26 protein-coding genes are annotated in these 21,095 nt (G+C 66.9%); 9 read left to right on the forward strand and 17 right to left on the reverse strand.

Features of this window, described 5'->3' with window-relative positions:
• From AAC997_RS15030 to AAC997_RS15040, 3 genes are all read right to left on the reverse strand, one after another.
• Nucleotides 1-418: DUF4908 domain-containing protein (locus AAC997_RS15030; RefSeq protein WP_340646511.1), on the reverse strand; the 418-nt coding region annotated here is incomplete at its 3' end.
• A gap of 101 nt (nucleotides 419-519) precedes the next feature.
• The gene (gene phbB / locus AAC997_RS15035; protein WP_215343187.1) at nucleotides 520-1,245 is read right to left on the reverse strand and encodes an acetoacetyl-CoA reductase; all 726 of its coding nucleotides are present in this window, start codon (nucleotides 1,243-1,245) and stop codon (nucleotides 520-522) included.
• Nucleotides 1,246-1,305: 60 nt separating this feature from the next.
• Nucleotides 1,306-2,481, reverse strand: a complete 1,176-nt coding sequence (locus tag AAC997_RS15040) for an acetyl-CoA C-acetyltransferase (protein WP_340646512.1) — start codon at nucleotides 2,479-2,481, stop codon at nucleotides 1,306-1,308.
• A 174-nt stretch (nucleotides 2,482-2,655) separates the two neighbouring features.
• Here AAC997_RS15040 and phaR point away from each other — a divergent pair, with 174 nt between their 5' ends.
• Nucleotides 2,656-3,273: a polyhydroxyalkanoate synthesis repressor PhaR gene (phaR, locus tag AAC997_RS15045; RefSeq protein ID WP_340646513.1), complete on the forward strand. Its 618-nt coding sequence runs from the start codon at nucleotides 2,656-2,658 to the stop codon at nucleotides 3,271-3,273.
• 42 nt (nucleotides 3,274-3,315) lie between these two features.
• Nucleotides 3,316-3,648, forward strand: a complete 333-nt coding sequence (locus AAC997_RS15050) for a hypothetical protein (RefSeq protein ID WP_340646514.1) — start codon at nucleotides 3,316-3,318, stop codon at nucleotides 3,646-3,648.
• Here AAC997_RS15050 and AAC997_RS15055 read toward each other — a convergent pair.
• The 3 genes from AAC997_RS15055 to AAC997_RS15065 all read right to left on the reverse strand — a co-directional run bounded on the left by AAC997_RS15055 (nucleotide 3,645) and on the right by AAC997_RS15065 (nucleotide 5,359).
• Nucleotides 3,645-3,953, reverse strand: a complete 309-nt coding sequence (locus AAC997_RS15055) for a helix-turn-helix transcriptional regulator (protein ID WP_340646515.1) — start codon at nucleotides 3,951-3,953, stop codon at nucleotides 3,645-3,647. The genes AAC997_RS15050 and AAC997_RS15055 overlap by 4 nt on opposite strands.
• 140 nt (nucleotides 3,954-4,093) lie before the next feature.
• A complete protein-coding gene (locus tag AAC997_RS15060) occupies nucleotides 4,094-4,522 on the reverse strand; it encodes a hypothetical protein (protein ID WP_340646516.1) in 429 nt (142 codons plus the stop codon).
• 99 nt (nucleotides 4,523-4,621) lie between these two features.
• Nucleotides 4,622-5,359, reverse strand: a complete 738-nt coding sequence (locus AAC997_RS15065) for a glycosyltransferase family 2 protein (RefSeq protein ID WP_340646517.1) — start codon at nucleotides 5,357-5,359, stop codon at nucleotides 4,622-4,624.
• A gap of 54 nt (nucleotides 5,360-5,413) precedes the next feature.
• On the opposite strand from AAC997_RS15065, the gene AAC997_RS15070 reads away from it, so the two are divergent.
• From AAC997_RS15070 to AAC997_RS15080, 3 genes are read left to right on the forward strand one after another with little or no spacing between them, the layout of a single operon-like run.
• Nucleotides 5,414-7,093 (forward strand): glycosyltransferase family 39 protein, encoded by a 1,680-nt coding sequence (locus AAC997_RS15070; protein WP_340646518.1) that lies wholly within the window; start codon nucleotides 5,414-5,416, stop codon nucleotides 7,091-7,093.
• Complete coding sequence (locus AAC997_RS15075; RefSeq protein WP_340646519.1) at nucleotides 7,090-7,998, forward strand: hydroxymethylglutaryl-CoA lyase; 909 nt, start codon at nucleotides 7,090-7,092, stop codon at nucleotides 7,996-7,998. Before AAC997_RS15070 ends, AAC997_RS15075 begins: the two co-directional genes overlap by 4 nt.
• 54 nt (nucleotides 7,999-8,052) lie before the next feature.
• Complete coding sequence (locus tag AAC997_RS15080; protein WP_340646520.1) at nucleotides 8,053-8,841, forward strand: hypothetical protein; 789 nt, start codon at nucleotides 8,053-8,055, stop codon at nucleotides 8,839-8,841.
• On the opposite strand, the gene AAC997_RS15085 is transcribed toward AAC997_RS15080, so the two are convergent.
• The 6 genes from AAC997_RS15085 to cysS are packed head-to-tail and all read right to left on the reverse strand — an operon-like array spanning nucleotide 8,838 to nucleotide 14,478.
• Nucleotides 8,838-9,776 carry a glycosyltransferase family 2 protein gene (locus AAC997_RS15085; RefSeq protein WP_340646521.1) on the reverse strand — a complete coding sequence of 313 codons (939 nt, stop codon included), beginning with the start codon at nucleotides 9,774-9,776 and terminating at the stop codon, nucleotides 8,838-8,840. The genes AAC997_RS15080 and AAC997_RS15085 overlap by 4 nt on opposite strands.
• Nucleotides 9,773-11,755, reverse strand: coding sequence for a threonine--tRNA ligase (thrS, locus tag AAC997_RS15090; protein ID WP_340646522.1), 1,983 nt, complete (start codon nucleotides 11,753-11,755; stop codon nucleotides 9,773-9,775). The genes AAC997_RS15085 and thrS overlap by 4 nt, the downstream gene beginning before the upstream one ends.
• Nucleotides 11,752-12,021 (reverse strand): membrane protein insertion efficiency factor YidD, encoded by a 270-nt coding sequence (gene yidD / locus AAC997_RS15095; RefSeq protein WP_340646523.1) that lies wholly within the window; start codon nucleotides 12,019-12,021, stop codon nucleotides 11,752-11,754. Before yidD ends, thrS begins: the two co-directional genes overlap by 4 nt.
• Before the next feature lie 59 nt (nucleotides 12,022-12,080).
• Nucleotides 12,081-12,530: an iron-sulfur cluster assembly scaffold protein gene (locus tag AAC997_RS15100; RefSeq protein WP_340646524.1), complete on the reverse strand. Its 450-nt coding sequence runs from the start codon at nucleotides 12,528-12,530 to the stop codon at nucleotides 12,081-12,083.
• Nucleotides 12,527-13,078 carry an SRPBCC domain-containing protein gene (locus AAC997_RS15105; RefSeq protein WP_340646525.1) on the reverse strand — a complete coding sequence of 184 codons (552 nt, stop codon included), beginning with the start codon at nucleotides 13,076-13,078 and terminating at the stop codon, nucleotides 12,527-12,529. The genes AAC997_RS15100 and AAC997_RS15105 overlap by 4 nt, the downstream gene beginning before the upstream one ends.
• Nucleotides 13,078-14,478 carry a cysteine--tRNA ligase gene (gene cysS / locus AAC997_RS15110; protein ID WP_340646526.1) on the reverse strand — a complete coding sequence of 467 codons (1,401 nt, stop codon included), beginning with the start codon at nucleotides 14,476-14,478 and terminating at the stop codon, nucleotides 13,078-13,080. Before cysS ends, AAC997_RS15105 begins: the two co-directional genes overlap by 1 nt.
• Nucleotides 14,479-14,655: 177 nt before the next feature.
• On the opposite strand from cysS, the gene folE reads away from it, so the two are divergent.
• Nucleotides 14,656-15,285, forward strand: a complete 630-nt coding sequence (folE, locus tag AAC997_RS15115; protein ID WP_340646527.1) for a GTP cyclohydrolase I FolE — start codon at nucleotides 14,656-14,658, stop codon at nucleotides 15,283-15,285.
• On the opposite strand, the gene AAC997_RS15120 is transcribed toward folE, so the two are convergent.
• A complete protein-coding gene (locus AAC997_RS15120) occupies nucleotides 15,282-16,169 on the reverse strand; it encodes a DUF817 domain-containing protein (protein WP_340646528.1) in 888 nt (295 codons plus the stop codon). The two genes, folE and AAC997_RS15120, sit on opposite strands and share 4 nt — an antisense overlap.
• A 45-nt stretch (nucleotides 16,170-16,214) precedes the next feature.
• Here AAC997_RS15120 and hisI point away from each other — a divergent pair, with 45 nt between their 5' ends.
• Complete coding sequence (hisI, locus tag AAC997_RS15125) at nucleotides 16,215-16,616, forward strand: phosphoribosyl-AMP cyclohydrolase (protein ID WP_340646529.1); 402 nt, start codon at nucleotides 16,215-16,217, stop codon at nucleotides 16,614-16,616.
• Nucleotides 16,613-17,239, forward strand: a complete 627-nt coding sequence (locus AAC997_RS15130) for a LysE family translocator (RefSeq protein ID WP_340646530.1) — start codon at nucleotides 16,613-16,615, stop codon at nucleotides 17,237-17,239. The genes hisI and AAC997_RS15130 overlap by 4 nt, the downstream gene beginning before the upstream one ends.
• Here AAC997_RS15130 and AAC997_RS15135 read toward each other — a convergent pair.
• Nucleotides 17,236-18,918, reverse strand: a complete 1,683-nt coding sequence (locus AAC997_RS15135) for an alkaline phosphatase D family protein (RefSeq protein WP_340646531.1) — start codon at nucleotides 18,916-18,918, stop codon at nucleotides 17,236-17,238. The two genes, AAC997_RS15130 and AAC997_RS15135, sit on opposite strands and share 4 nt — an antisense overlap.
• Before the next feature lie 69 nt (nucleotides 18,919-18,987).
• Between AAC997_RS15135 and AAC997_RS15140 the strand changes: the two genes are divergently transcribed.
• Entirely contained in the window at nucleotides 18,988-19,305 is a 318-nt protein-coding gene (locus AAC997_RS15140) for a ferritin (protein ID WP_340646532.1), read from the forward strand.
• Here AAC997_RS15140 and AAC997_RS15145 read toward each other — a convergent pair.
• The 3 genes from AAC997_RS15145 to AAC997_RS15155 form a co-directional block, all read right to left on the reverse strand.
• Nucleotides 19,302-20,090, reverse strand: a complete 789-nt coding sequence (locus AAC997_RS15145; RefSeq protein WP_340646533.1) for an ADYC domain-containing protein — start codon at nucleotides 20,088-20,090, stop codon at nucleotides 19,302-19,304. The genes AAC997_RS15140 and AAC997_RS15145 overlap by 4 nt on opposite strands.
• A gap of 65 nt (nucleotides 20,091-20,155) precedes the next feature.
• Nucleotides 20,156-20,494 carry a hypothetical protein gene (locus AAC997_RS15150; protein ID WP_340646534.1) on the reverse strand — a complete coding sequence of 113 codons (339 nt, stop codon included), beginning with the start codon at nucleotides 20,492-20,494 and terminating at the stop codon, nucleotides 20,156-20,158.
• A 155-nt stretch (nucleotides 20,495-20,649) separates the two neighbouring features.
• On the reverse strand, nucleotides 20,650-20,979 hold the full coding sequence (locus AAC997_RS15155; RefSeq protein ID WP_340646535.1) for a hypothetical protein: 330 nt from the start codon (nucleotides 20,977-20,979) through the stop codon (nucleotides 20,650-20,652).
• Nucleotides 20,980-21,095: the final 116 nt, after the last annotated feature.

The raw sequence follows: 21,095 nt of genomic DNA on the forward strand, positions 1-21,095 counted from the left end.
GGCGCAGGGCCGGGCCGCCCCCGGCCAGGGCCGCCGCCGTGCCGCCGGGCCGGCCCTCGGTGAACAGGGTCAGCCCCCCCAGGCGGGTGGCGCGCAGCACCGGCTCGCCCAGGTCGTTCTTGTAGATGATGTCGCCGCGCGGCGCGGGCTGGGGCTTCAGCGCCCAGACCTCGGGGCTGTCCTGGAACTTCAGCAGCGGCCGGTTCTGGCTGCGGTCGAGGACGAAGACGTCCCCCTCCTGGCTGACATAGCGGGCGACGGGGGGCGACTGATTGCGCCCCGCCGCCGGGTGCTGGCCAAACAGGCTTTCCCTTAGATTGTCAGGCCCGGCCCAGGCGGGCTCAGCCAGCAGCCCCGTCATGGCCAGGGCCATGACGAGGGCGAGCTTGCAGGCAGGCGCCGGGTTTTCGGTTATCATCAGGGGGGTGTGATGCTCGACGACTGGGGCGCTTTTTGGACGCCAATAGGCCTACGCTCAAGCTCCAAACGCCTTGATCGCGCCGGTGTGGCCCCGGCGCCCTACCCCGCCATGTACTGACCGCCGTTCAGCGACAGGGTCGAACCGGTGACGTAGCCGGCATGCTCGCCGGCCAGGAAGGCCACCATGTCGGCGATCTCCTCGCCCTTGCCCAGGCGGCCCACCGGGATCTGGCTGATGATCGAGGCCAGCACGTTCTCCGGCACGGCCTGCACCATCTCGGTGTCGATATAGCCGGGCGCGATGCAGTTGACCGTCACCCCCTTGCGGGCGTTCTCCAGGGCCAGGGCCTTGGTGAAGCCGATGACCCCGGCCTTGGCGGCGGAATAGTTGGTCTGGCCCATCTGGCCCTTCTGGCCGTTGATCGACGAGATGTTGATGATCCGCCCCCACTCGCGCTCGCGCATGCCCTCGATGACGTGGCGGGTCATGTTGAAGACACTGTCCATGTTGACCCGGATGACCTCGGACCACTGCTCGGGCTTCATCTTGTGGAAGACCCCGTCGCGGGTGATGCCGGCGTTGTTGACCAGCACGTCGATGGGGCCGAGCTCGGCCATCACCACGTTCACCGCCCGCTCGCAGTCCTCGAAGTTACCGACATTGCCCTTCACCACCATGACGCCAAGCTCCTTGGCGCAGGCGGCCGCGGCCTCCTCGTTCCCGGAGTAGCCGGCGGCGACACTCATGCCATCGGCCTTCAGGCGCTCGCAGATCGCGCGGCCGATGCCTCGGGTCCCGCCCGTGACGAATGCGACTCTGGCCATTCCTGTATCTCCCTAAAACTGTTCCCGCGCCGGTTGCTCCGGCGCTGGGTCAAACCGCCGCTAGACTTGCTCGACGCACATGGCCACGCCCATCCCGCCGCCCACGCACAGCGTGGCGAGGCCCTTCTTGGCTCCGGAGCGCTTCATCTCGTGCAGCAGGGTGGTCAGGATGCGAGCGCCCGAGGCGCCGATGGGGTGACCGATGGCGATGGCGCCGCCGTTGACGTTCACCTTGGCCGGATCGAGGCCCAGATCGCGCACGACGCAGATCGACTGGGCGGCGAAGGCCTCGTTGGATTCGATGAGGTCCAGGTCGCCCACCGACCAGCCGGCCTTTTCCAGGGCCTTGCGGCTGGCGGGGATCGGGCCGGTGCCCATGATCTCCGGATCGACGCCGGCCGAGGCCCACGACGCGATGCGGGCCAGGGGCTTCAGCCCACGCTTCTTGGCTTCCTCGGCGCTCATAAGCACCAGGGCCGCGGCCCCGTCATTGAGGCCCGAGGCGTTGGCGGCGGTGACCGAGCCTTCCTTGTTGAAGGCCGGGCGCAGGCCCGAGACGCTGTCGAGCGTGGCGCCGTGACGGATGTATTCGTCCTGGTCGACGATCACGTCGCCCTTGCGGCCCTTGATGGTGACCGGCGCGATCTCGCCGGCGAACTTGCCGGCCTTCTGGGCGGCCTCGGCCTTGTTCTGGCTGGCGACGGCGAATTCGTCCTGTTCGCCGCGGGTGATCTGCCAGCGGGAGGCGATGTTCTCGGCGGTCTGGCCCATATGGTAGCCGTGGAAGGCGTCCAGCAGGCCGTCCTTGACCATGGTGTCGACAAAGCTGGTGTCGCCCATCTTGGTGCCGGTGCGCAGCTGTGAGGCGTGAGGCGACTGGCTCATGCTCTCCTGGCCGCCGGCGATGACGATGCCGGCCGAGCCATCGGCGATCTGCTGGGCGCCCAGGGCCACCGCGCGCAGGCCCGAGCCGCAGAGTTGGTTGAGGCTCCAGGCCGGGCTTTCCTGCGGGATGCCGGCGTTGATGGAGGCCTGGCGGGCGGGGCCCTGGCCGGCGCCGGCCTGCAGCACCTGGCCCATGATCACCTCCTCCACGTCGGCGGCGGTGATCCCCGCGCGCTCAATGGCGGCAAGGATGGCGATCTTGCCCAGTTCATGCGCCGGAAGGGCGGAGAGCGCCCCGTTGAACGATCCGACCGGGGTGCGGGCGGCCGAGACGATGACGACATCGGACATGACAGGCTCCTTCAAGCGCTTGAACCCTATCTATCGAGAACCGCTGGAGAATGAGCAAGGGGGTGAAATCGTTCGTGTTCCACCGGAGCGCGCTTTGCGAACGCGCTCGCATCCGCGATACTGCGCCGCAAGATAGGGCTCGCCACGGGGGGCGGGCCTAGAGAAGGATTTGGGATGGCGGGCGCTCAGGGTAACAGCGGCAAGTCCAACGAAGACCGCGTGGTCATCAAGAAGTACGCCAACCGGCGGCTCTACAATACCGCGTCGAGCTCCTATGTGACGCTCGAGCACCTCTCGGACATGGTCAAACAGGGCATCCACTTCGTGGTCTATGACGCGAAGTCCAACGAGGACATCACCCGCTCGGTCCTGACCCAGATCATCGTCGAGGAAGAAGGGCGCGAGGGCCAGAACCTGCTGCCCATCCAGTTCCTGCGGCAACTGATCGGCTTCTACGGCAACTCCATGCAAGCCTTCCTGCCGTCGTATCTGGAACTGTCGCTGTCGACCTTCGCCGAGCAGCAGGAGCGCATGCGCTCCCAGTTCTCGACGCTCGGCCAAGGCGCCGGGATCGGCGTCTATGACGATCAGATCCGCCAGAACCTGGCCCTGTTCGACCGGGCCATGAAGATGTTCTCGCCCTTCGCCTACACCCGCACCGACGAGCCGACCCAGGCGGCGCGCGCGCCAGATCCCGCGCCCGCCGCGGCTTCCGACCCGGCCCTGGACGAGATGAAACGACGGATGGAAGAGATGCAGGCCCAGATCGAGAAGCTGATCTCCAAGACCTAGGGCGTCATTTTTTAACGAAGGCGGAGTCAGGATCACCTTGTCATGACCTCGCCTATCGATCCCCTTCGCAGAGCCGCCCAGGCACGCCGGACCTACCGGGGCCGGGTCGATGACAGTGAAAGCCTGCACGACACCGACGATCGCAGCGTCCCGGCGATCATCACCGGTGACCCCGTGCGGCCCACGCCCGATCACTCGGCGGAAGGCCCCAGCGTGTTCAGCGCCCAGCTCATGGGGCAGGACGGCCAGAAGCGCGGCCTGCGCGGCGGCCCCGAAACGCTGGGGGCGGCAAGAAATATCTATGGGGCCACCGAATGGTCCGGCAAGGCTGACCGTCGCGCCCGCAAAGGCTCCATCGGCAAGACCGAGATCTAGCGCCTAAGCCGCGCCAACTCGGCCTCCAGCGCCGCCACCCGCCGTTCCAGGGACGAAAACCGCGCCTCCGGCCCACCGCCGGGAACCGGCGTCGAGACGCCGGCCTGCCGGGCGATCTCCGCCGGGGCCGCGCCCAGCAGCTCCGCAAAAGCCGCCACCTCCGCCGCCGAAAGCTCCCGCTGATCCTTGAACACCAGGGTGAGATCGGCCTCGGACATCCCGGCCGCAGCGGCCATCACGCGCCTTGACAGGCCACGTTCCGCCAACCGAGCGTCGAACCAACCGGTGTCGAAGAAGAGCGCCATCAGAAACGCCCTCTCTGGCGCCGGTCTTGCTTGACCCCCGGGGTGACCATCCCAACGGGGCGCCCCATGTTCGCTTTCATCCGCATGTTCGACGTCGCCGTGGTGGCCTTGATCTTCACGGCCCTCACCTAGGGGCGATGTCAGCCGCCTTCGGGGCTGAAGTCGATATCCCGTCGCGCCGCGACGATGGTGACAATGAAGCCGGCGAGCACGTCGAGCAGCACCATGATCGTCAGCAGGAAGAAGGTTGAGGTCGCGAAAGCGGGCGCCAGCAGGAACTCCACCAGACAGATGATGAACAGGATCATCGACAGCGAGTGATTGACGATGGCGACCCGCCGGCTCGTGGTCGACTTCAGCAGCTCGATGAACAGCACCACCAGCGCCGCGGCCAGCAGCAGGTCTCCGAGGCTGACCGGCCAGGCCGCTTTGGAGGTCATCTGGATGACGAACAGCTCCTCGCTCACCCGCGTCGAGGCGTCGAAGGCCGAGAAGCCCCCGGTCAGCGTCAGCGCGATCAGATTGTAGACAAGCACTGGCAGGGCCAGCAGCGGAAACGCGGCGAACATCGCGAAAGCCCCCTAAGGCGGCCGGCAAGCCCGGCGAGCCTTGAAGGGTTAACCGCTTTGGCGCGGCCCGAAAAGGCGCTTCACCGCCAGGTTGGTCTACTAGACCTCGTCGGCGCCGCCCGGATTGCGCGCCCGGGTCTGCAGCCACATGACGCCGAGCAGGTCGGAGACCGAGGCCATCAGCCGACCAAGATTGGTATATTTCGACCTGCCGGTCTGGCGGTGGCGGTGATTCACCGGCGCGAAGTCCACCCGGTATCCCTCGCGGATCATCAGGGCCGGGATGTAGCGGTGGATGTGGTCGAAATAGGGAAGCCGCAGGAAGGCCTCGCGGCGGAAAGCCTTCAGGCCGCAGCCGGTGTCGTTGGCGGTGTCCTTCAGCATGCGCTTGCGCACGCCATTGCCGAACCTGGAGGCGATCTTCTTGGCCTGGCTGTCCTGGCGTTTGACCCGCTCGCCGCCCACCAGGGCAAGGTTGGCCGGACCGGCCAGCAGGGCGTCCACCAGCTTGGGACCATCGGCGGGGTCATTTTGACCGTCACCGTCCAGGGTGACGATGACGTCGCCACGGGCGGCCAGGATGCCGGTGCGGATGGCGCGGCTCTGACCGGAATTGGACCGGTGGGTCAGGACCCGAAGCTGCGGCAGTTCGGCCTTCAACGCCGTTAGCGCCGCGACGGTGCCGTCCCGCGACCGGTCATCGACGAAGACCATCTCGTAATTTCGCCCATTGAACGCCGCGGCGATTTCCCGCGCCAGATCGGGCGCGGCGCCCTCCTCGTCAAAGACGGGAACCACCACGGAGATGTCGGGCGCTGAGGCTGCGGGTCTGGCCATGCCCCTCCTTACCGGAAAAGTCGGCGGCTGGAAGGATCGTGCTATCAAGCCCACATGACTCTGGACGGATTTCTCGAACGTTGGAGCCGGGGTTGGCGTGGTCCAGCCCTGGCCGCCCTGATCGCCTTCCTGGCGGGCTTGCCCGGTGTTTTCGCCGTGCCGCCGCTGGATCGCGACGAATCACGCTTCGCTCAGGCGACCGCCCAGATGCTGGAAACCCGCGATTTCGTGGTGATCCGTTTCCAGGACGAGCCCCGCTTCAAGAAGCCAGTGGGCATCTACTGGCTGCAGGCCGGATCGGTCGCCCTGCTGTCTGAAGCCGAAGCCCGAGACATCTGGGCCTATCGGATTCCTTCCCTGCTGGGCGCCATGCTGGCGGCCGCGGCCTGCGCCTGGGGCGCGGCCGTGTTCTTCGGCGGCCCCACCGGACTGCTGGCGGGCGCGACCCTCGCCTCGACCTTCCTGCTGTCGTCGGAGGCCTTTATCGCCAAGACCGACGCGGTGCTTTGCGGGACCACGACCTTGGCGGTCGCGGCGCTTGCCCGGGTCTATGCGGGCAGCCTCAACGGCGCCCCGGCCGGCCGGCTGACTCGGCTGCTGTTCTGGGCCGGCCTGTCGGCGGCGGTGCTGGTGAAGGGCCCGGTCGGCCTGATGGTGGTGGCGCTCACCGCCATCGCGCTGTGGGCCTGGGACCGCAAGGCCCCCTGGCTGAAGAGCCTGGGCTGGAGCTGGGGCCTGATCCTGTTCGCCGCCGTCGTCGGTCCCTGGGCCTGGGCGGTGACCGTGGCCACCGATGGCGGATTCTGGAGCGCGGCCCTGGTGGGAGACCTGGCCCCGAAACTGGCTGGCGGCCAGGAGAGCCATGGCGCGCCACCCGGCTATCACACGCTCGCCACCCCACTGTTGTTCTTCCCGGCCACCCTGCTGCTGCCGACCGCCCTGACCTATGGCTGGCGTCATCGCGCCGAGCCGGGCGTCCGGTTCGCCCTGGCCTGGCTGGTCCCAGCCTTCCTGGCCTTCGAGCTGACCCCCACCAAGCTGGTCCACTACACCTTGCCGGCCTATGGCGCCCTGGCCTGGCTGGCCGCGGCGGCCCTGCGCGAGCCGCTGGGCGATCGGGTGCGCTGGAGCGGGGCCGGCCTATCGGCCCTAGCTGGCGCCCTGCTGGCGGGTGGAGTCGGTTACCTGATGAGCCAGTACGGCGACGCCTCCGATCTCCCCTCCGCCCTGGTGGCGGGGTCCCTGGTTGCGGCGGCGGGCTTCGCGGGCGCCTACCTGTTGATGAAGGGCCGCGCCGAGACGGCCCTGCTCACGGCCGGCGCCCTTGGAATCCTGGGCCACACGGCGCTGGCCGCCGGCCTGGCGCCCCGGCTGGAGCCCCTATGGCTGTCGCAACGCACCGAGCAGGCCTTGGCCCAGGCTCGCCTTCTGCCTCGCCAAGGGATCGCCCCCGCCCCCGTGGCGGTGGCCGGCTACGCCGAACCCAGCCTGGTGTTCGCGCTCGGCACCCCCACCGACCTGGGCGGCCCTGACCAGGCCGCCGAAGCCCTGGCCGACAACCGCCCCGCCGTGGTGGAGAGCCGCGAGCAGAAGGCCTTTGACGCCGCCATCAGGGCGCGGGGCCTGAAACCCCGACAGATCGGCGAGGTCAAGGGCCTGGACTATTCCAACGGCGACGAGACCACCCTGCGCATCTACGCGCCGCCGCCCCCGCCCCCGGAGCCCGCGCCATGAGCCGCTTCATCGAGATCGTCGAGGTCGGGCCCCGCGACGGCCTGCAGAACGAGAAGGCCCTGCTGGACGTCGACCAGAAGCTGGCCTTCATTGGCAAGTTGGAGGCCGCCGGCGCCAAGCGGATGGAGACCGTCTCCTTCGTCAATCCCAAGCGGGTTCCGCAGATGGCCGGCGCCGAGGAGGTGATGGCCGGCGTTCCCGTCGCCGCCGGGCGCTCGCGCATCGGCCTGGTGCTGAACATGAGGGGCTGGGAGCGGGCGGTCGCCGCCCAGTGCGATGAGGCCAATGTCGTGGTCTGCGCCACCGACGGTTTCGGCATCCGCAACCAGGGCGCCAACACCGCCGAGCAGATGGCGGCCCTGGCGGCCATCGCCGGCCGCCGCGACGCCGAGGGTGGGCCGCCGATCAGCGCCACCTTCTCCGTGGCCTTCGGCTGCCCCTTCGACGGCGAGGTCAGCCAGGACCAGGTGGTGGCGCTCGCCCGCGAGGCGGCGGCCCTGAACATCGCGGAGATCGCGCTGGCCGACACCATCGGCGCGGCCGACCCCTGGACCGTGCGCGCCCGGGTCGAGGCGGTGAAGGCGGTGATCGGCGACAAGAAGCTGCGCCTGCACTTCCATGACACCCGCAACACGGGCCTGGCCAACGCCTATGCCGGCGTGGAGGCCGGCGTGGATATCCTGGACGCCAGCTGCGGCGGACTGGGGGGCTGCCCCTTCGCGCCGGACGCCACCGGCAATATCGGCACCGAGGACCTGGTCTACATGCTGGAGAGGGCCGGGTTCGAAACCGGCTACGACCTGCCCGGCCTGATCAGCACGGCGAAATGGGTGTCGGACCTGATAGGCAAGCCGCCGACCTCGTCGGTGGCCAAGGCGGGATTGTTTCCTCAGCCCGCTGGCTAACAGAAGCTCATCAACTGAGCGCTAAGGCGCTCGAACTGGCTCTCCGGGGGGACCATGCCGGCCGACGTTTCACACTTCTCCATGGTCGGATTCGTCTTCGACAGCCGAAACCCCGCGGCCGTTTCTGAATTGGCCGAGCGGTTCATACAGACCTGCCAGCCCGCCACGCTCACCGCGTCAGACATGTCGTGCCTCGTAAGAGACTCGTCAGGCGGAGAGCTGCGCCTTGGTATCAAAAAGAATTCGTCCGGCGCATCTGAGTTGGTGACGGTGAATCCCGCCTTCGCAGGTGAGGGGCAGGTTGAGGTTGAGGTCTCTGGCGATGCGTCCGACCCAGACTGGAAGCCCTATGAAATCGCGATCGCTGCGCGCTTCTCTGGTCTGGAAACTCCGCTCGTTTTCGATTTGGCAGACCCGATCCAAGCCAGTCAGTTCACGGTCGGGAAAAGGCTGAGCATCAACCTATCGGCTTTTAGCTACGAGCCGCAGCTCTACGCAGACGAGACTGCCTACTATAAGGCGCAAAAAGATCGCGGCGAGAGCGTCACCTACGCAGCGAATTACTTCATCCCGAGTGGAATGTTTTTCCAAAAGGTCGGCGGCGCTCTTCCCGACGAGGGAAATCTGCCGGTTCCCTATGCGGACTTCGCCGGAACGGTTCTCAAGACCAGCCTCAAAACAAATACGGCGGGAACGCGAACGTTCTGGTGGGCTCTTGTTCGGACCTATGAAGGAGCCACGATTGATGTCGTGATTGATCCAACATCCATCAATCAGAAGCCCAAGGCAGGCTCTATCGTCAGTGGTCGCTTTTGGCTCAGCGCCAGGACGAAGGCGCCTTAGGTCGCGCGGCCGCGCACGCGCCACATGACGGGACGCGCCACGGCGGTGCAGACGATGATCGGCGAGAGCAGCCAGGCCAACAGGCTTTCGGAAATGTTGTCCGCGCGCTTGCGGAAGTAGCGCGCCAGACCCACACCCTTGTGGAATTCGACCTTGATGGGGCTCGCATGGCTGGTGTGACCCAGGTGGACGACCTCGGCCTTCGGCTGAAAAAGCACGACGCCGCCAGCGCGGCGCACGCGCCAGCACAGGTCCACGTCCTCGACGTGCAGGAAGTATCCCTCATCGAAGCCTTGGACCGCCTCGAAATCGGCGCGACGCATGGCGAAACAGGCGCCGGAGATGGTGGGGATCGCCGCCACGCAGTCCGGCGCGACATCGTTTTCCCAATGCACCTCGTAGCGGCTCCAGGCCGGCACGTGCTTGGCCAGGTGGCTGAGGCTCATCAGGGCGCTGATGGGGGTGATGTCGCCCCGCCTCGCGCCGCGCTGTTCGGTGCGGTCGGCGTTCAACACCCGGCCGCCGACGATACAGGGGACCGGACGGCCCTCGATCGCGCGGACCAGTTCGGTGACACAGCCCGGTTGCAGAAAGGCGTCGGGGTTGAGGAAGACGATGACCTCGCCGCTGGCGGCCTTGGCGCCCAGGTTCGCGCCACGCGCGAATCCGACATTGCCCTGGCCGTTGATCAGCACCACCCGGCGGTCGCGGTCGGCAACCCCGGCGAGACGCGCCGCCTCCACGCGGGTCGAACCGTTGTCGACGATGACGAACTCATCGACCGCGGGATCAGCCAGCACGCAGGCGACGCTTTCTTCAAGCGCAGCGCCGGTCATGAACACGACCATCACCACCGACACCTTGCGGCGCGGCCTTACGAAATCAGGCGTTGGCGCGGGCTCGTAGGCGACGATCGGTGCGGCGATGCCGTTCATCCAGCCTCCCTGGCCCCGACCGGTTCACGGGGCGAAACCGAAGCCGCCGCCGTGGAACGGGCAACATCGGGCGCTAACGCTTCCAAGGCAAGAGTCTTCGCGGCTTGCGCGAGCGAAAGGATTTCCTGCCCGTCCGATCCGAACCGCCGCAACGCCACCTTGCCCTCCTCGGCTTCCCGACGCCCGACCACGGCGATCACCGGGGCCTTGGCCAGGCTGTGCTCACGAATCTTGTAGTTGATCTTCTCGTTGCGAAGATCGGTCTCAACCCGCAGGCCCGCCGCGCGCAATTCCTGGGCGACGGCCAAGGCATACTCATCGGCGTCGGACGTAATTGTGGCGACCACCACCTGGGTCGGCGCCAGCCATAGCGGGAAGGCGCCGGCATGGTTCTCGATCAGGATGCCCAGGAACCGCTCCACGGCGCCGAACACGGCCCGGTGCAGGACCACCGGCCGCTGCTTTGACCCGTCCTCGGCCGTATATTCGGCGTCCAGCCGTTCGGGCAGCACGAAGTCCAATTGCAGCGTGCCGCACTGCCACGTCCGGCCGATGGCGTCGCGCAGGTGGAACTCGAGCTTGGGGCCATAGAAGGCGCCCTCGCCCGGCATCCGCTCGATCTCGATGTTCACCGCCTGGCGGGCGGCGCGGTCGAGCTTGTCCTCGGCGATGTCCCAGACCTCGTCGGAGCCGGCCCGCAGGTCGGGCCGCAGGGCCAGCTTGACGCTGTCGAGCTGCACGCCGAAGTCCGAATAGACCGAGTTGAGCAGGCGAACGAACTTGGTCGTCTCCGCCTCGATCTGGTCCTCGCGGCAGAAGATGTGGGCGTCGTCCTGGGTGAAGGCGCGCAGCCGCATGATGCCGTGCAGGGCGCCGGACGGCTCATAGCGGTGGCAGGCCCCGAACTCGGCCAGGCGCAGGGGCAGGTCCCGATAGCTCTTTTGCCCGACGTTGAAGATCTGGATGTGTCCCGGACAGTTCATCGGTTTAACGGCCAGCTCCTCGCCTTCCGTCGTTTCGCAGACGAACATATTGGCGCCGAACTTCTCCCAGTGGCCCGAACGCTCCCAGAGCCCCCGGTCCATGATCTGCGGCGTCTTGACCTCCTGGTAGCCGTCCAGGTCCAGGCGGCGGCGGATGTAGTTCTCCACCGTGCGGAACAGGGTCCAGCCCTTGGGGTGCCAGAAGATCATGCCCTTGGCCTCTTCCTGCAGGTGGAAGAGGTCCATGGCCCGGCCGATCTTGCGGTGGTCGCGCTTCTCGGCTTCCTCGATGCGCGTGAGATAGGCCTCAAGGTCGGCCTCGCTGGCCCAGGCCGTGCCGTAGATGCGCTGCAGCTGGGCGTTGCGATGATCGCCGCGCCAATAGGCGCCGGCCAGCTTGGTCAGCTTGAAGGCCTTGCCGACATGCTTCGTCGAGGGCAGGTGCGGACCCAGGCACAGGTCCTTCCAGGCGCCCTGGCGATAGACGCTGATCTCTTCGCTCTCCGGCAGGTCGGAGATGATCTCGGCCTTGTAGGCCTCGCCGATCTCCTTGAAGTGGGCGATGGCCTCGTCGCGGTTCCAGACCTCGCGCACGATCTTCTCGTCGCGGTCGACAATCTCCTTCATCCGCTGCTCGATCGTGGCCAGATCATCCAGGCTGAACGGCGTGTCGCGGGCGAAGTCGTAGTAGAAGCCGTCCTCGATGGCGGGACCGATGGTGACCTGCGTACCGGGGAACAGTTCCTGCACCGCCTCGGCCATCACGTGGCTGGCGTCATGGCGGATGGTGTCGAGGGCCTCCGGGGCGTCGCGCGTCAGGATCTCGAACACGCCGCCCGAGGGCAGGGCGCGGTCAAGGTCATAGAGCTTGCCGTCCAGCTTGATGAGGACGGCGCGCTTCTCCAGGGACTTGGCGATGGAGGCGGCGACGTCACGGCCCGTGGCGCCGTCGTCATACTGGCGCTGAGAGCCGTCGGGGAAAATCAGGTCGATCATGTTTCACACGTCCATTTCCGGGCGGCGCCCTCAGGCTTGCCGCGCGGCGGGGGCGGCGGGTCAAAGCCCGAACCGCCCAGAGGATGACAACGGCACAACCGCCGGGCCGCGAGCCAGGAGCCGCGCCAGGGGCCGTGCCCGATCAGGGCCTCCGCCGCATATTCCGAACAGGTCGGAAGAAAGCGGCATTGGCGCCCGATCCAGGGCGAAAGCGTCAGCTTGTAGGCGCGGAGCCCACCTCTGACGCAGGTTTCGTAAAAGGTCATGCCGGGACGCAGACGCCTTGCAAATCAACCGCAGCGATTACGCCGACGGTTGGTGGCGATCAAGCTATGCCGGCGCGGCTAGTTCGGGTGCTCGCCTGCCGGACAGCGTCGGTCGCGGCCTCGAACGCCAGCAGCGTCGAGGTGTGGCGGGCCGGGTAATCCTTCACGGGCGCGAGCATCTCTAGGTCCGAAAAACGTCCAACGGGCGCAGCTGCGCCGTCCTTCAACATAGCACGGAACTGGTCGCGAGCCATCTCGATCTCCGCCAGCGTCGCGCCCAAGACATGGGCGCCCAGCACCGCGGCCGAGGCCTGGCCAAGCGCGCAGGCCTTCACGTCCTGGGCGAACTGGCCAACGCGGTCGCCATCCATGACCACATCGATGGTCACCCGGCTGCCGCAGAGCTTGGAGATTTTCTCGGAGGACCCTTCAGGCTGGGGCAGCCGCCCAGCGTGCGGCAGGTTCGCCGCCAGCTTCAGGAGCTTGTTGGAATAGAGCTCGTCGATCATGAGGCGGATGTAGGGTTTCCGCCCTGGGCGCGCCACCTGGCCTCCGCCCGGACCTTGAGCGCCTCACCCATGGCCTCGAAGCCGCGGTACATCTTGCGCCCCATGCGCCGGGCGACGTAGCGGCCCAGCAGGCCGCCCATGATCTCGCCATTGGCGAAGATGCAGCTCGCCTCCGCCAGTTCGTCGATCTCCAGATAGCGGACAGTGCGCACCAGGCCGCCGGCCAGGGTCAGCTTCCAGTGGAGCAGGCTATCGGGAGTCCAGTCGGTGACCACCGGGCGAATGGTGTCGGGCGCCTCGTCGGGCAGTTGCAGGGTCAGAACCAGGGTCCCGCCGATGGCGAGCTTGCCCTGCGCATTCGTGTAGAGCGGGTTCCATTCCGACCAGGCGTCCAGATCGGCCAGGGTCTCCCAGACCACCCGGGCCGGGGCCTGAACCCCGATGCGATGCTCGATCTTTTCGCCGCCGGGGCCGCCACCGCCGCCGGACTTCTTGAAGGTAAGCCCCGCGCCGGGCGTGAAGACCTTGGGGGCGTTGATCGCTGGCATCAGCTTTGTTCCTTGATCCGCCAGGTCGCACCGGTCGGATTGTCCATAACTTCGATGTTCAACGCGGTGAGCTCGCCGCGGATGCGGTCTGCGGCCGCCCAGTCCTTGGCGGTCCGCGCCGCCACCCGGTCGGCGATCAGGCCGTCGACCTTCTCGCGCAGCTCATCGCTGACGCCGGCCTGGAACCAGTATTCCGGATCGGAAAACAGGAAGCCCATCAGATTGGCCGAGGCGAGCAGCTCGCCCTTGGCATAGGCGCGATCCTCGCCCCGCGCGGTCTCCAGAGCCGTCGCCATGGCGAACAACTCGGCCATGGCGGCCGGGGTGTTGAGGTCATCCTCCAGGGCTTCCAGGAAGGCGACGGATGGGCCTGTGGCCTCCGCCCTCACCTCGCTGGAACGGCGCAGAGCGCCATAGAGCCGGTCCAGTGCCTTCTTTGACTGCTCGATCAGCTCGTTGGTCCAGTCCAGGGGCGCGCGGTACTGCCCCACCAGCAGCGCCCAGCGCAGGGCCTCGCCCGGCGCCTGTTCGATCAGTTCGTGGACGAGGGCGACGTTGCCGACGCTCTTGGACATCTTTTCGTCGCCCATGTTCAGGAAGCCGTTGTGCATCCAGTAGCGGGCGTACTCGGCGTCCTTGCCGGCGCCATGGTCATGGCCAGCGCACAGGCCCTGGGCCATCTCGTTTTCATGGTGCGGGAACAACAGGTCGATGCCGCCGCCGTGGATGTCTATGGGCAGGCCCAGGGCCTGCTCGATCATGGCGGAGCACTCGATGTGCCAGCCGGGCCGGCCCGGACCCCAGGGGCTTTCCCAGACCGGCTCGTTGTCCTTGGATGGCTTCCACAGCACGAAGTCGGCAGGGTGCTGCTTGTAGGGGGCCACGTCGACGCGCGCGCCGGCGATCATGTCCTCCATCGGGTGACCCGACAGCTTGCCATAGTCGGCATAGGCCTGGGTGTTGAAGAGCACGTGGCCCTCGGCGGCGTAGGCGGCCTTGTTGTCCACCAACCGCCCGATCATGGCGATGATGGCGTCCATGGTCTGGGTGGCGCGGGGCTGGTGGGTAGGCCGCAGGGCGCCCAGCACCGACATATCGGCGTTGTAGATCTCGAGATAGCGGTCGGTGATGACCGAGATGTCGACGCCCTCGTCAGCGGCCTTGCGATTGATCTTGTCGTCCACGTCGGTGACGTTGGCGGCGTAGATCACGGCGTCTGCGCCATAGGTGTGGCGCAGCAGGCGGAACAGCACGTCGAAGGCCACGACGGGCCGGGCGTTGCCGATATGGGCGTAATTATAGACCGTCGGACCGCACACATACATCGTCACCCGCTTCGGATCGTGGGGGGTGAAGGGCCGCTTTGTGCGGGCCATGGTGTCGTAAAGGTTCAAAGTCATAGGGTCTGACGCTGCGTAACAGTTGCCGGGAAAGGCTTGCGCCCCATATACAGACGGGGCGTCAGGGAAGCCACGGTCTCGCAACCGGAAAGCTTCGCCTTACGTATAAGGGTGGCCACGCGTCTTTCCGGGACCTTCGTCCCGGCGCAACTCAGCCCTGGAAAGAACCGATCTCACATGGACGCTGTTACTCGCGACCGAACCCTCGTCGGAACTCCCGGCGTTGATCTTGAAGCCGTGAAGCGCCCGACGCGCGAAGAGGCGATGGAGGCTGTCCGCACCCTCATCGCCTGGGCCGGCGACGACCCGAGGCGTGAAGGCGTGATCGACACCCCCAAGCGGGTCGTCGACGCCTATGGCGAATGGTTCGAAGGCTACAGCCTCGACCCCGCCAAGGAACTCTCGCGCACCTTCGAAGACGTGCAGGGCTATGACGACATCGTCATGCTTCGGGAGATCGAGGTGGAGAGCCACTGCGAGCACCACATGGCTCCGTTCCTGGGCAAGGCCTATGTGGCCTACATGCCCACCAACCGGGTCGTGGGGATCTCCAAGCTGGCCAAGGTGGTGGAAATCTTCGCCCGCCGTCTTCAGACCCAGGAGACCATGACCCAGCAGATCGCCGACGCCATCACCGACAGCCTGCGTCCCGCCGGCGTCGCCGTCCTGATCGACGCCGCCCACCAGTGCATGACCACCCGGGGCGTCCACCACCGGCACGTCACGACGATCACCACCCAGTTCACGGGCGTCTTCAAGACCGACGCCACCCTGCGTCAGCGGTTCCTGGACTTCGTCAACCGCTAGAACTCGTCGTCCAGCGGGGTCGTCCGAGGCTCATCGCTCTCCACCGGCCGCGGCCGTTGGACGAGGGTGACCAGGACAAAGCTAAGCATCATCAGCAGGTACCACGAGCCCAGCTTGGCCAGGCCGACAGGCCGCCACTCCGCAGCCTGTTGCGGGTAGGTCCAGGTCGCCGTGAAGGTGCCGATGTTCTCGGCGAACCAGATGAAGATCGCCACCAGGAAGAAGCCCATCAGCATCGGCATCGAGCGGGGCCTCAGATCGGCGGTGAACTGGAAGCTCCGCCCGCCAAACAGCATCACCGACAGGGCGAACAGGCCCCAGCGGATATCGACCGTGTAGTGGTGGGTGAAGAAGTTGGCGTAGCTGAGGATCGCCAGCAGCCACGGGCCCCACAGCGACGGGTAGTTGCTGAATCGGATATCGAACAACCGCCAGGCCCGGGCGATATAACTGCCGATGGCGGCGTACATGAAGCCCGAGAACAGCGGCACGCCCGCGATCCGGAGGATCGACGGCTCGGGATATATCCACGACCCGTGGCTGGTCTTGAAGATTTCCATGATCGTGCCGACCACGTGGAAGATCCCGATCACCAGGGCCTCGTCCCAGCGTTCCAGCTTCGTCGCCAGCAGGACGACCTGCAGACCGAGCGCGGCGATCACCAGAAAGTCGTAGCGGGAAAGGGCCGCATCGGCCGGCCACCAGAAATGGCTGCCGATCAGAAGGGCCACCATCGCCCCGCCATAGAGGCAGGCCCAGGCCTGCTTCAGCCCGAACAGCAGGAACTCGTAGGCGAAGGCGTTGAGCCTTGAACGGCCCGCCCACGGACGGACGGCCAGGTCCATCGCGGCCACCCGGCCCTTGATCCAGTCCTTGAGACTCATGTCGTCAGGCTAGCGCGGCAGGGCGGATGGGCGCCATATGCGGCCATGGCCAAGCCCACCTTCCCCACCGCGACCTCCAAGGAAATCCTCGAACGTGGCGACCTGCTCGCCCCGAGGTTCGACTCAGCCGGCCTGATCCCGGCCATCGCCACCCACGCGGAGACCGGCGAGGTGCTGATGCTGGGCTATATGAACGCCGAGGCTCTGGAGCGGACGCTCGCCACCGGCGAGGTCTATTATTTCAGCCGATCGCGCAACGAGCTCTGGCACAAGGGCGCCACCAGCGGGCAGATCCAGCTGGTGGAGGAAGTCCGCATCGACTGCGACCAGGACGCCATCCTGCTGAAGGTGACCCCCGAGGGTGACGGCGGCGCCTGCCACACCGGCTTCCGCACCTGTTTCTATCGGGTGGTGGAGAACGGAAAACTCAAGGAACGGCTGCCGTGACCCTCGTCCAGTCGCTGCTCGCTTTTACAGGCGCGGCTGGATTGCTGACCCTGACGCCGGGCCTGGACACCGCTCTGATCCTACGCACGGCCGCGGTGGAGGGACCCAAGCGCGCGGCTCTGGCCATGATTGGGATTCTCGCCGGCTGCTTCGTCTGGGGTGGGCTGGTGGCCCTCGGTCTCGGCGCGGTGCTGCAGGCGTCGACCATGGCCTTCAACATCCTGAAATGGGCGGGCGCGGCCTATCTGGTCTGGCTGGGAGTTGGCCTGATCCTGCGGCCGCGCGAGACCTTCGAAGTCGCCGAGACGCCGGCGATGACCTGCTCTGACACCGCCTGGATGCGGCGCGGTTTCCTGTCCAACGTGCTGAACCCGAAGATGGGGGTCTTCTACGTGTCCTTCCTGCCGCAGTTCCTGCCGGCCGGTGTCCCGGCAGCCCCCTTCATGCTGTTGCTGACCACCATCCACGTGCTGCTGGGGGTGCTGTGGCTCACCCTGCTGATCGCCGCCACCCAGCCGATCGCGCGGGTGTTGAAGCGCACCGCCGTGGTGCGCTGGCTGGACCGGGCCACCGGCGGCGTCTTCATCGCCTTCGGCCTGCGCCTGGCCCTTGAGCGCCGCTAGACCGCGACCGGCGCCGACAGGCCGCCCTGCGCCGGCGTCACCCTGAAGCTCTTCACCACCCGGGTCTCGTAGGTGGGTTCGGTGATGTTGGAGACCGCCATCAGGTCGGCCCGGGCCTCGGTGGGCGTCAGGGTCAGCAGGATGAAGCCCTTGGCCCTCTGGTCGTTGAACACGACCTCCTTGTTGGCGCTGACGAACACCTCGCCGAGCGGGAAGGCCGTCAGCGTATCGCCGCCGCCCGGGCTGGTGATCCCCGTGGTTCCGAACTCCACCGCGGCCCGCGTCCCCGCGTCATCGAACAGTTCGTTGACCCAGAAGGCGTGGCTGTCGCCCGACAGCACGATGGCCCGCGCCTGGGCCGCCTTGACCGCCGCATAGACCCGCTCACGGTCGACTGGATAGCCGTCCCACATGTCCAGACCATAGGGCAGGCCGAGCTTGGCGAAGTCCTCAAGGCGGGTGACGCGGGTCCGGGCGGCGGGCGACGAGGCGGCGAGCGCCCTGGCGAAAGCGGCCTCCCCCATCACCTTGCGCGCGCTGGGGATGCCCATCCGAGCCATGATCACCTCATTGCCCAGCACCTGCCAGGTCCGGCCCGAGGCCACGGAGGCCGTCAGCTCCGAGGCGAGCCACGCCTCCTGGTCGTCCCCCATCATCCTGCGATAGGGATCGGCCAGTTTTTTCCTGAAGCCGGGCACATCAGGCTTGCCATTCATGCCGTTGAGATCCCGCTCATAGCTGAGCTGGCGGTCTCGCGCCGTCAGCCGGGTCTCCAGCATCATCAGGCTGGCCAGGTCGCCGAAGTGGAAGGTGCGGTTGATGGCGAAGCCGCCGTCCACCGGCTCACGGATCGGCATCCACTCGTAATAGGCCTTGATGGCGGCGGCCTTGCGCTCGTTCCAGGGACCCTCATCGATGGGGGTGTGGTTCTGGGCGCCCGACATGAAGCTGTCATTGGCCGTCTCGTGATCGTCCCAGACCACGATCCAGGCAGCCCGGGCGTGGGCGGCTTGCAGCTGGACATCGGATTTGTACTGGGCGTGGCGGGTCCGATAGTCGGCGAGGCTCACACACTCGTGGTTGGGTTCATGGGCCCTGTGCCAGGCGACCTTGCTGTCCATGCCATAGGAACCGGGCCCGCCGTACTCGTAGATATAGTCCCCCAGGTGCAGGACGGCGTCGACGCGGGGAAGGGCGGAGATGGCGCTATAGGCGTGGAAGTAGCCATTGGGATGCAGGGTGCATGACGCCACGGCCAACACCACGTCGGCCGTCTTGCCCACCGGCAGGGTGCGGAACCAGCCGTTCCGCGAGACCACGCCGTTGGCCTCGAATTCGTAGCTGTACTCCACGCCGGGCTTCAGGCCCGAGACATCGACCTTGACCGTGAAGTCGCGAGCCCCGCTGGTCACGCCTTCACCAGAGATGGCCTTCACTCGCCGGAAGAGGCTCGCCTTGCCGGTGGGCGTGATCCGCCAGCGATAGGCGATCTCGCCGGTGGTGGCCTCGGCCGGGGTGATGCGGGTCCAAAGGATGACGCGGTCGGCCAGGGGATCGCCCGAGGCGACGCCGTGCTTGAAGGCCACAGCCCCCGCATAGTGGACAGGCGCCTGGGCGAAAGCCGGCGCGGCCAGGCTAAGGCCGAGGAACGCCAAGGCCGAACGCCTATTGATGCTCATGGTGTGTCCCTGCTCGCCTGATCTCGTTTCCGCATGCCATACAGCAGGGAGTTACGACAGGAGCATGAGATGTCCAGCGAAGGCCTTCACGTCCCGCGCGAGAAGCTGTCCAGGAAGACCCTGAACATGCACTACGCCATCACCTCCCTCATCGAGGAGCTGGAGGCGGTGGACTGGTACCGCCAGCGCGCTGACGACTGCGATGACCCCGATCTGAAGGCCATCCTGCTGCACAACGCTCACGAGGAGATCGAGCACGCCTCGATGGCCCTTGAGTGGATTCGCCGCAACGACGAGCAGTTCGCCGATCAGCTCAAGGCGTTCCTCTTCACCGAGGGGTCGATCACCGGCCACGAGGAGGAGTCGAGCGAAAAGAGCGGGCTTTAGCGCCGCTTGATGCGGGTGAAGATCAAGGCGCCCTTGGCGCGGGCGGCGGCGGCGTCGCAGGGCCCGCCGAGGTTCGGCGAGGCCTTGATTAGGGCCGCCTGGGTCAGGAGATCCGGCCAGCGGGTGGCGGCGACGCAGATCGCGCCGGTGGGGCCCCAGCCCGCCTCGAACATGTAGGCCGGGTCGCTCAGGCTGTCGTGGCGCTGGACCCCGGCGATGTCGGCCACATCGATCTCGGTGCCGTTCTTGGTATGGGGCGCCCCGTCGCCGCGATAGTCGGCGCGCACGGTCTGCTGACAGGTCCGGTAGAAATCGGCGAGGGGCCGGCCGTCGGGCGCCTTGCCCCAGGGGTCATAGCCCCACAGCACGCACTTGCCCTGGGAGCCTGAGGTGCAGGCCAGGAACCAGGTGTTGGGGTCGGCCACGAACCGGTAACCGTCCCAGTGGCCCCGCAGGGGGAACCCGGCGCGGCGGCCCTGGGCGTCGGGCTCGCACATGTTGGTCCAGGCGCCGGTCTTGGGATCACGGGCCGACAGGGTGTGCAGCAGGATGGAGGCGTTCTCCTTGGCTGGCGTCACCGCGTCGATGCGCACCTGGGCCAGCCCGCCCTTGCCGTCGTCGATCTCGAACACCGCGCCCACGAGATCGAGCGAGGCGAGCCGCGCCGCAGGGGTGGTGACCACGAAGGCGGTTCCCTCCACCGCAAGACCGCCCGTGGGCGCCGCCAGAGCGGGCGCGGCCGTCAAGGCCAGGCCGAAGGCCAACAGAGACAGGAGGCGGGTCATGGATGGTCCTTCCAAACGAAAGAGGCGGGCCCGAAGACCCGCCTGATCCGATCTGCGAAGCGCGCCTAGCGCAGGGCGACGCGTTCGCCGTTCGGCAGTACGATGGCGCGCAGCCCCGCGGTGCAGGTGTGGGCGGCGGTGGGCTCGCAGACATCGACCGCGACACCGGTTGGGGCCTGGTCATTCCACTTGATGCCGTTGTGGGTGAGGCCGTTCAGGGTGAAGCCGTTGAACTTCACCGTGTTCAGCGTCACACCATTGAGGGTGAAACCGTTCCAGGTGATGCCGTTCAGGGTGACGCCATTGAGCGTCACACCGTTGGCCTGGGTGGCGGCCTGGGCGGGAGCGGCGAGCGTCATCGACAGGGCGGCGACGGCGGCGAGGGAAATCAGGGTCTTCTTCATGGCGGTTCCTCCTAGGGGCGGGACAGTCCCGCCGCGTTGTTGAGAGGCTTCTAGTCAGCTCGGAGAACCGCGTTCAGTTGCAGCAGCGGGCGGCGGCGTGCGCACCGAAATGCAACCAGCGATGCATTCCGATGCGCGCCCGCCTCCGAGACGCTCTAGCGCAGAGCGACGCGTTCGCCGTTCGGCAGGACGATGGCCCGCAGGGCCGGAGCGCAGGTCCGATCCGCGGCCGGTTCGCAGAGATCCACGGCGCGCCCGTTCAGAGCCTGGCCGTTCCAGGTGATGCCGTTCAAGATCACACCGTTGAGCTGCCAGCCGTTCAGTTTGATCCCGTTGAGGCTCCAGCCGTTCCCCTCGACGCCGTTGAGCTTGACCCCGTTCAAGACGACGCCATTCCACTTGATGCCATTGGCCTGGGTGGCGGCTTGGGCCGGGACGGCGGCGAGGACGGCGGCCGCGGTGGCGGCGATCAGAGCGATCTTCATGGTAGTTCTCCCTTGCTGCGGGCCAACCCGCGTTGCTGTTGGGAGGCTTCTAGCCATGACAGCAGGCCCCGATCAGGTGCATCGACCAGCGACGACGGGCGCCGGGTTGCATGCAA

The organism is Phenylobacterium sp. (assembly GCF_037968635.1).
Lineage (GTDB): Bacteria > Pseudomonadota > Alphaproteobacteria > Caulobacterales > Caulobacteraceae > Phenylobacterium.

Excerpts from the sequence above, each read along its gene's own strand:
- phbB (WP_215343187.1), bottom strand. The coding sequence starts at position 1,245 with ATGGCCAGAGTCGCATTCGTCACGGGCGGGACCCGAGGCATCGGCCGC.
- AAC997_RS15040 (WP_340646512.1), bottom strand. The coding sequence starts at position 2,481 with ATGTCCGATGTCGTCATCGTCTCGGCCGCCCGCACCCCGGTCGGATCG.
- phaR (WP_340646513.1), top strand. The coding sequence starts at position 2,656 with ATGGCGGGCGCTCAGGGTAACAGCGGCAAGTCCAACGAAGACCGCGTG.
- AAC997_RS15050 (WP_340646514.1), top strand. The coding sequence starts at position 3,316 with ATGACCTCGCCTATCGATCCCCTTCGCAGAGCCGCCCAGGCACGCCGG.
- AAC997_RS15055 (WP_340646515.1), bottom strand. The coding sequence starts at position 3,953 with ATGGCGCTCTTCTTCGACACCGGTTGGTTCGACGCTCGGTTGGCGGAA.
- AAC997_RS15060 (WP_340646516.1), bottom strand. The coding sequence starts at position 4,522 with ATGTTCGCCGCGTTTCCGCTGCTGGCCCTGCCAGTGCTTGTCTACAAT.
- AAC997_RS15065 (WP_340646517.1), bottom strand. The coding sequence starts at position 5,359 with ATGGCCAGACCCGCAGCCTCAGCGCCCGACATCTCCGTGGTGGTTCCC.
- AAC997_RS15070 (WP_340646518.1), top strand. The coding sequence starts at position 5,414 with ATGACTCTGGACGGATTTCTCGAACGTTGGAGCCGGGGTTGGCGTGGT.
- AAC997_RS15075 (WP_340646519.1), top strand. The coding sequence starts at position 7,090 with ATGAGCCGCTTCATCGAGATCGTCGAGGTCGGGCCCCGCGACGGCCTG.
- AAC997_RS15080 (WP_340646520.1), top strand. The coding sequence starts at position 8,053 with ATGCCGGCCGACGTTTCACACTTCTCCATGGTCGGATTCGTCTTCGAC.
- AAC997_RS15085 (WP_340646521.1), bottom strand. The coding sequence starts at position 9,776 with ATGAACGGCATCGCCGCACCGATCGTCGCCTACGAGCCCGCGCCAACG.
- thrS (WP_340646522.1), bottom strand. The coding sequence starts at position 11,755 with ATGATCGACCTGATTTTCCCCGACGGCTCTCAGCGCCAGTATGACGAC.
- yidD (WP_340646523.1), bottom strand. The coding sequence starts at position 12,021 with ATGACCTTTTACGAAACCTGCGTCAGAGGTGGGCTCCGCGCCTACAAG.
- AAC997_RS15100 (WP_340646524.1), bottom strand. The coding sequence starts at position 12,530 with ATGATCGACGAGCTCTATTCCAACAAGCTCCTGAAGCTGGCGGCGAAC.
- AAC997_RS15105 (WP_340646525.1), bottom strand. The coding sequence starts at position 13,078 with ATGCCAGCGATCAACGCCCCCAAGGTCTTCACGCCCGGCGCGGGGCTT.
- cysS (WP_340646526.1), bottom strand. The coding sequence starts at position 14,478 with ATGACTTTGAACCTTTACGACACCATGGCCCGCACAAAGCGGCCCTTC.
- folE (WP_340646527.1), top strand. The coding sequence starts at position 14,656 with ATGGACGCTGTTACTCGCGACCGAACCCTCGTCGGAACTCCCGGCGTT.
- AAC997_RS15120 (WP_340646528.1), bottom strand. The coding sequence starts at position 16,169 with ATGAGTCTCAAGGACTGGATCAAGGGCCGGGTGGCCGCGATGGACCTG.
- hisI (WP_340646529.1), top strand. The coding sequence starts at position 16,215 with ATGGCCAAGCCCACCTTCCCCACCGCGACCTCCAAGGAAATCCTCGAA.
- AAC997_RS15135 (WP_340646531.1), bottom strand. The coding sequence starts at position 18,918 with ATGAGCATCAATAGGCGTTCGGCCTTGGCGTTCCTCGGCCTTAGCCTG.
- AAC997_RS15140 (WP_340646532.1), top strand. The coding sequence starts at position 18,988 with ATGTCCAGCGAAGGCCTTCACGTCCCGCGCGAGAAGCTGTCCAGGAAG.
- AAC997_RS15145 (WP_340646533.1), bottom strand. The coding sequence starts at position 20,090 with ATGACCCGCCTCCTGTCTCTGTTGGCCTTCGGCCTGGCCTTGACGGCC.
- AAC997_RS15150 (WP_340646534.1), bottom strand. The coding sequence starts at position 20,494 with ATGAAGAAGACCCTGATTTCCCTCGCCGCCGTCGCCGCCCTGTCGATG.
- AAC997_RS15155 (WP_340646535.1), bottom strand. The coding sequence starts at position 20,979 with ATGAAGATCGCTCTGATCGCCGCCACCGCGGCCGCCGTCCTCGCCGCC.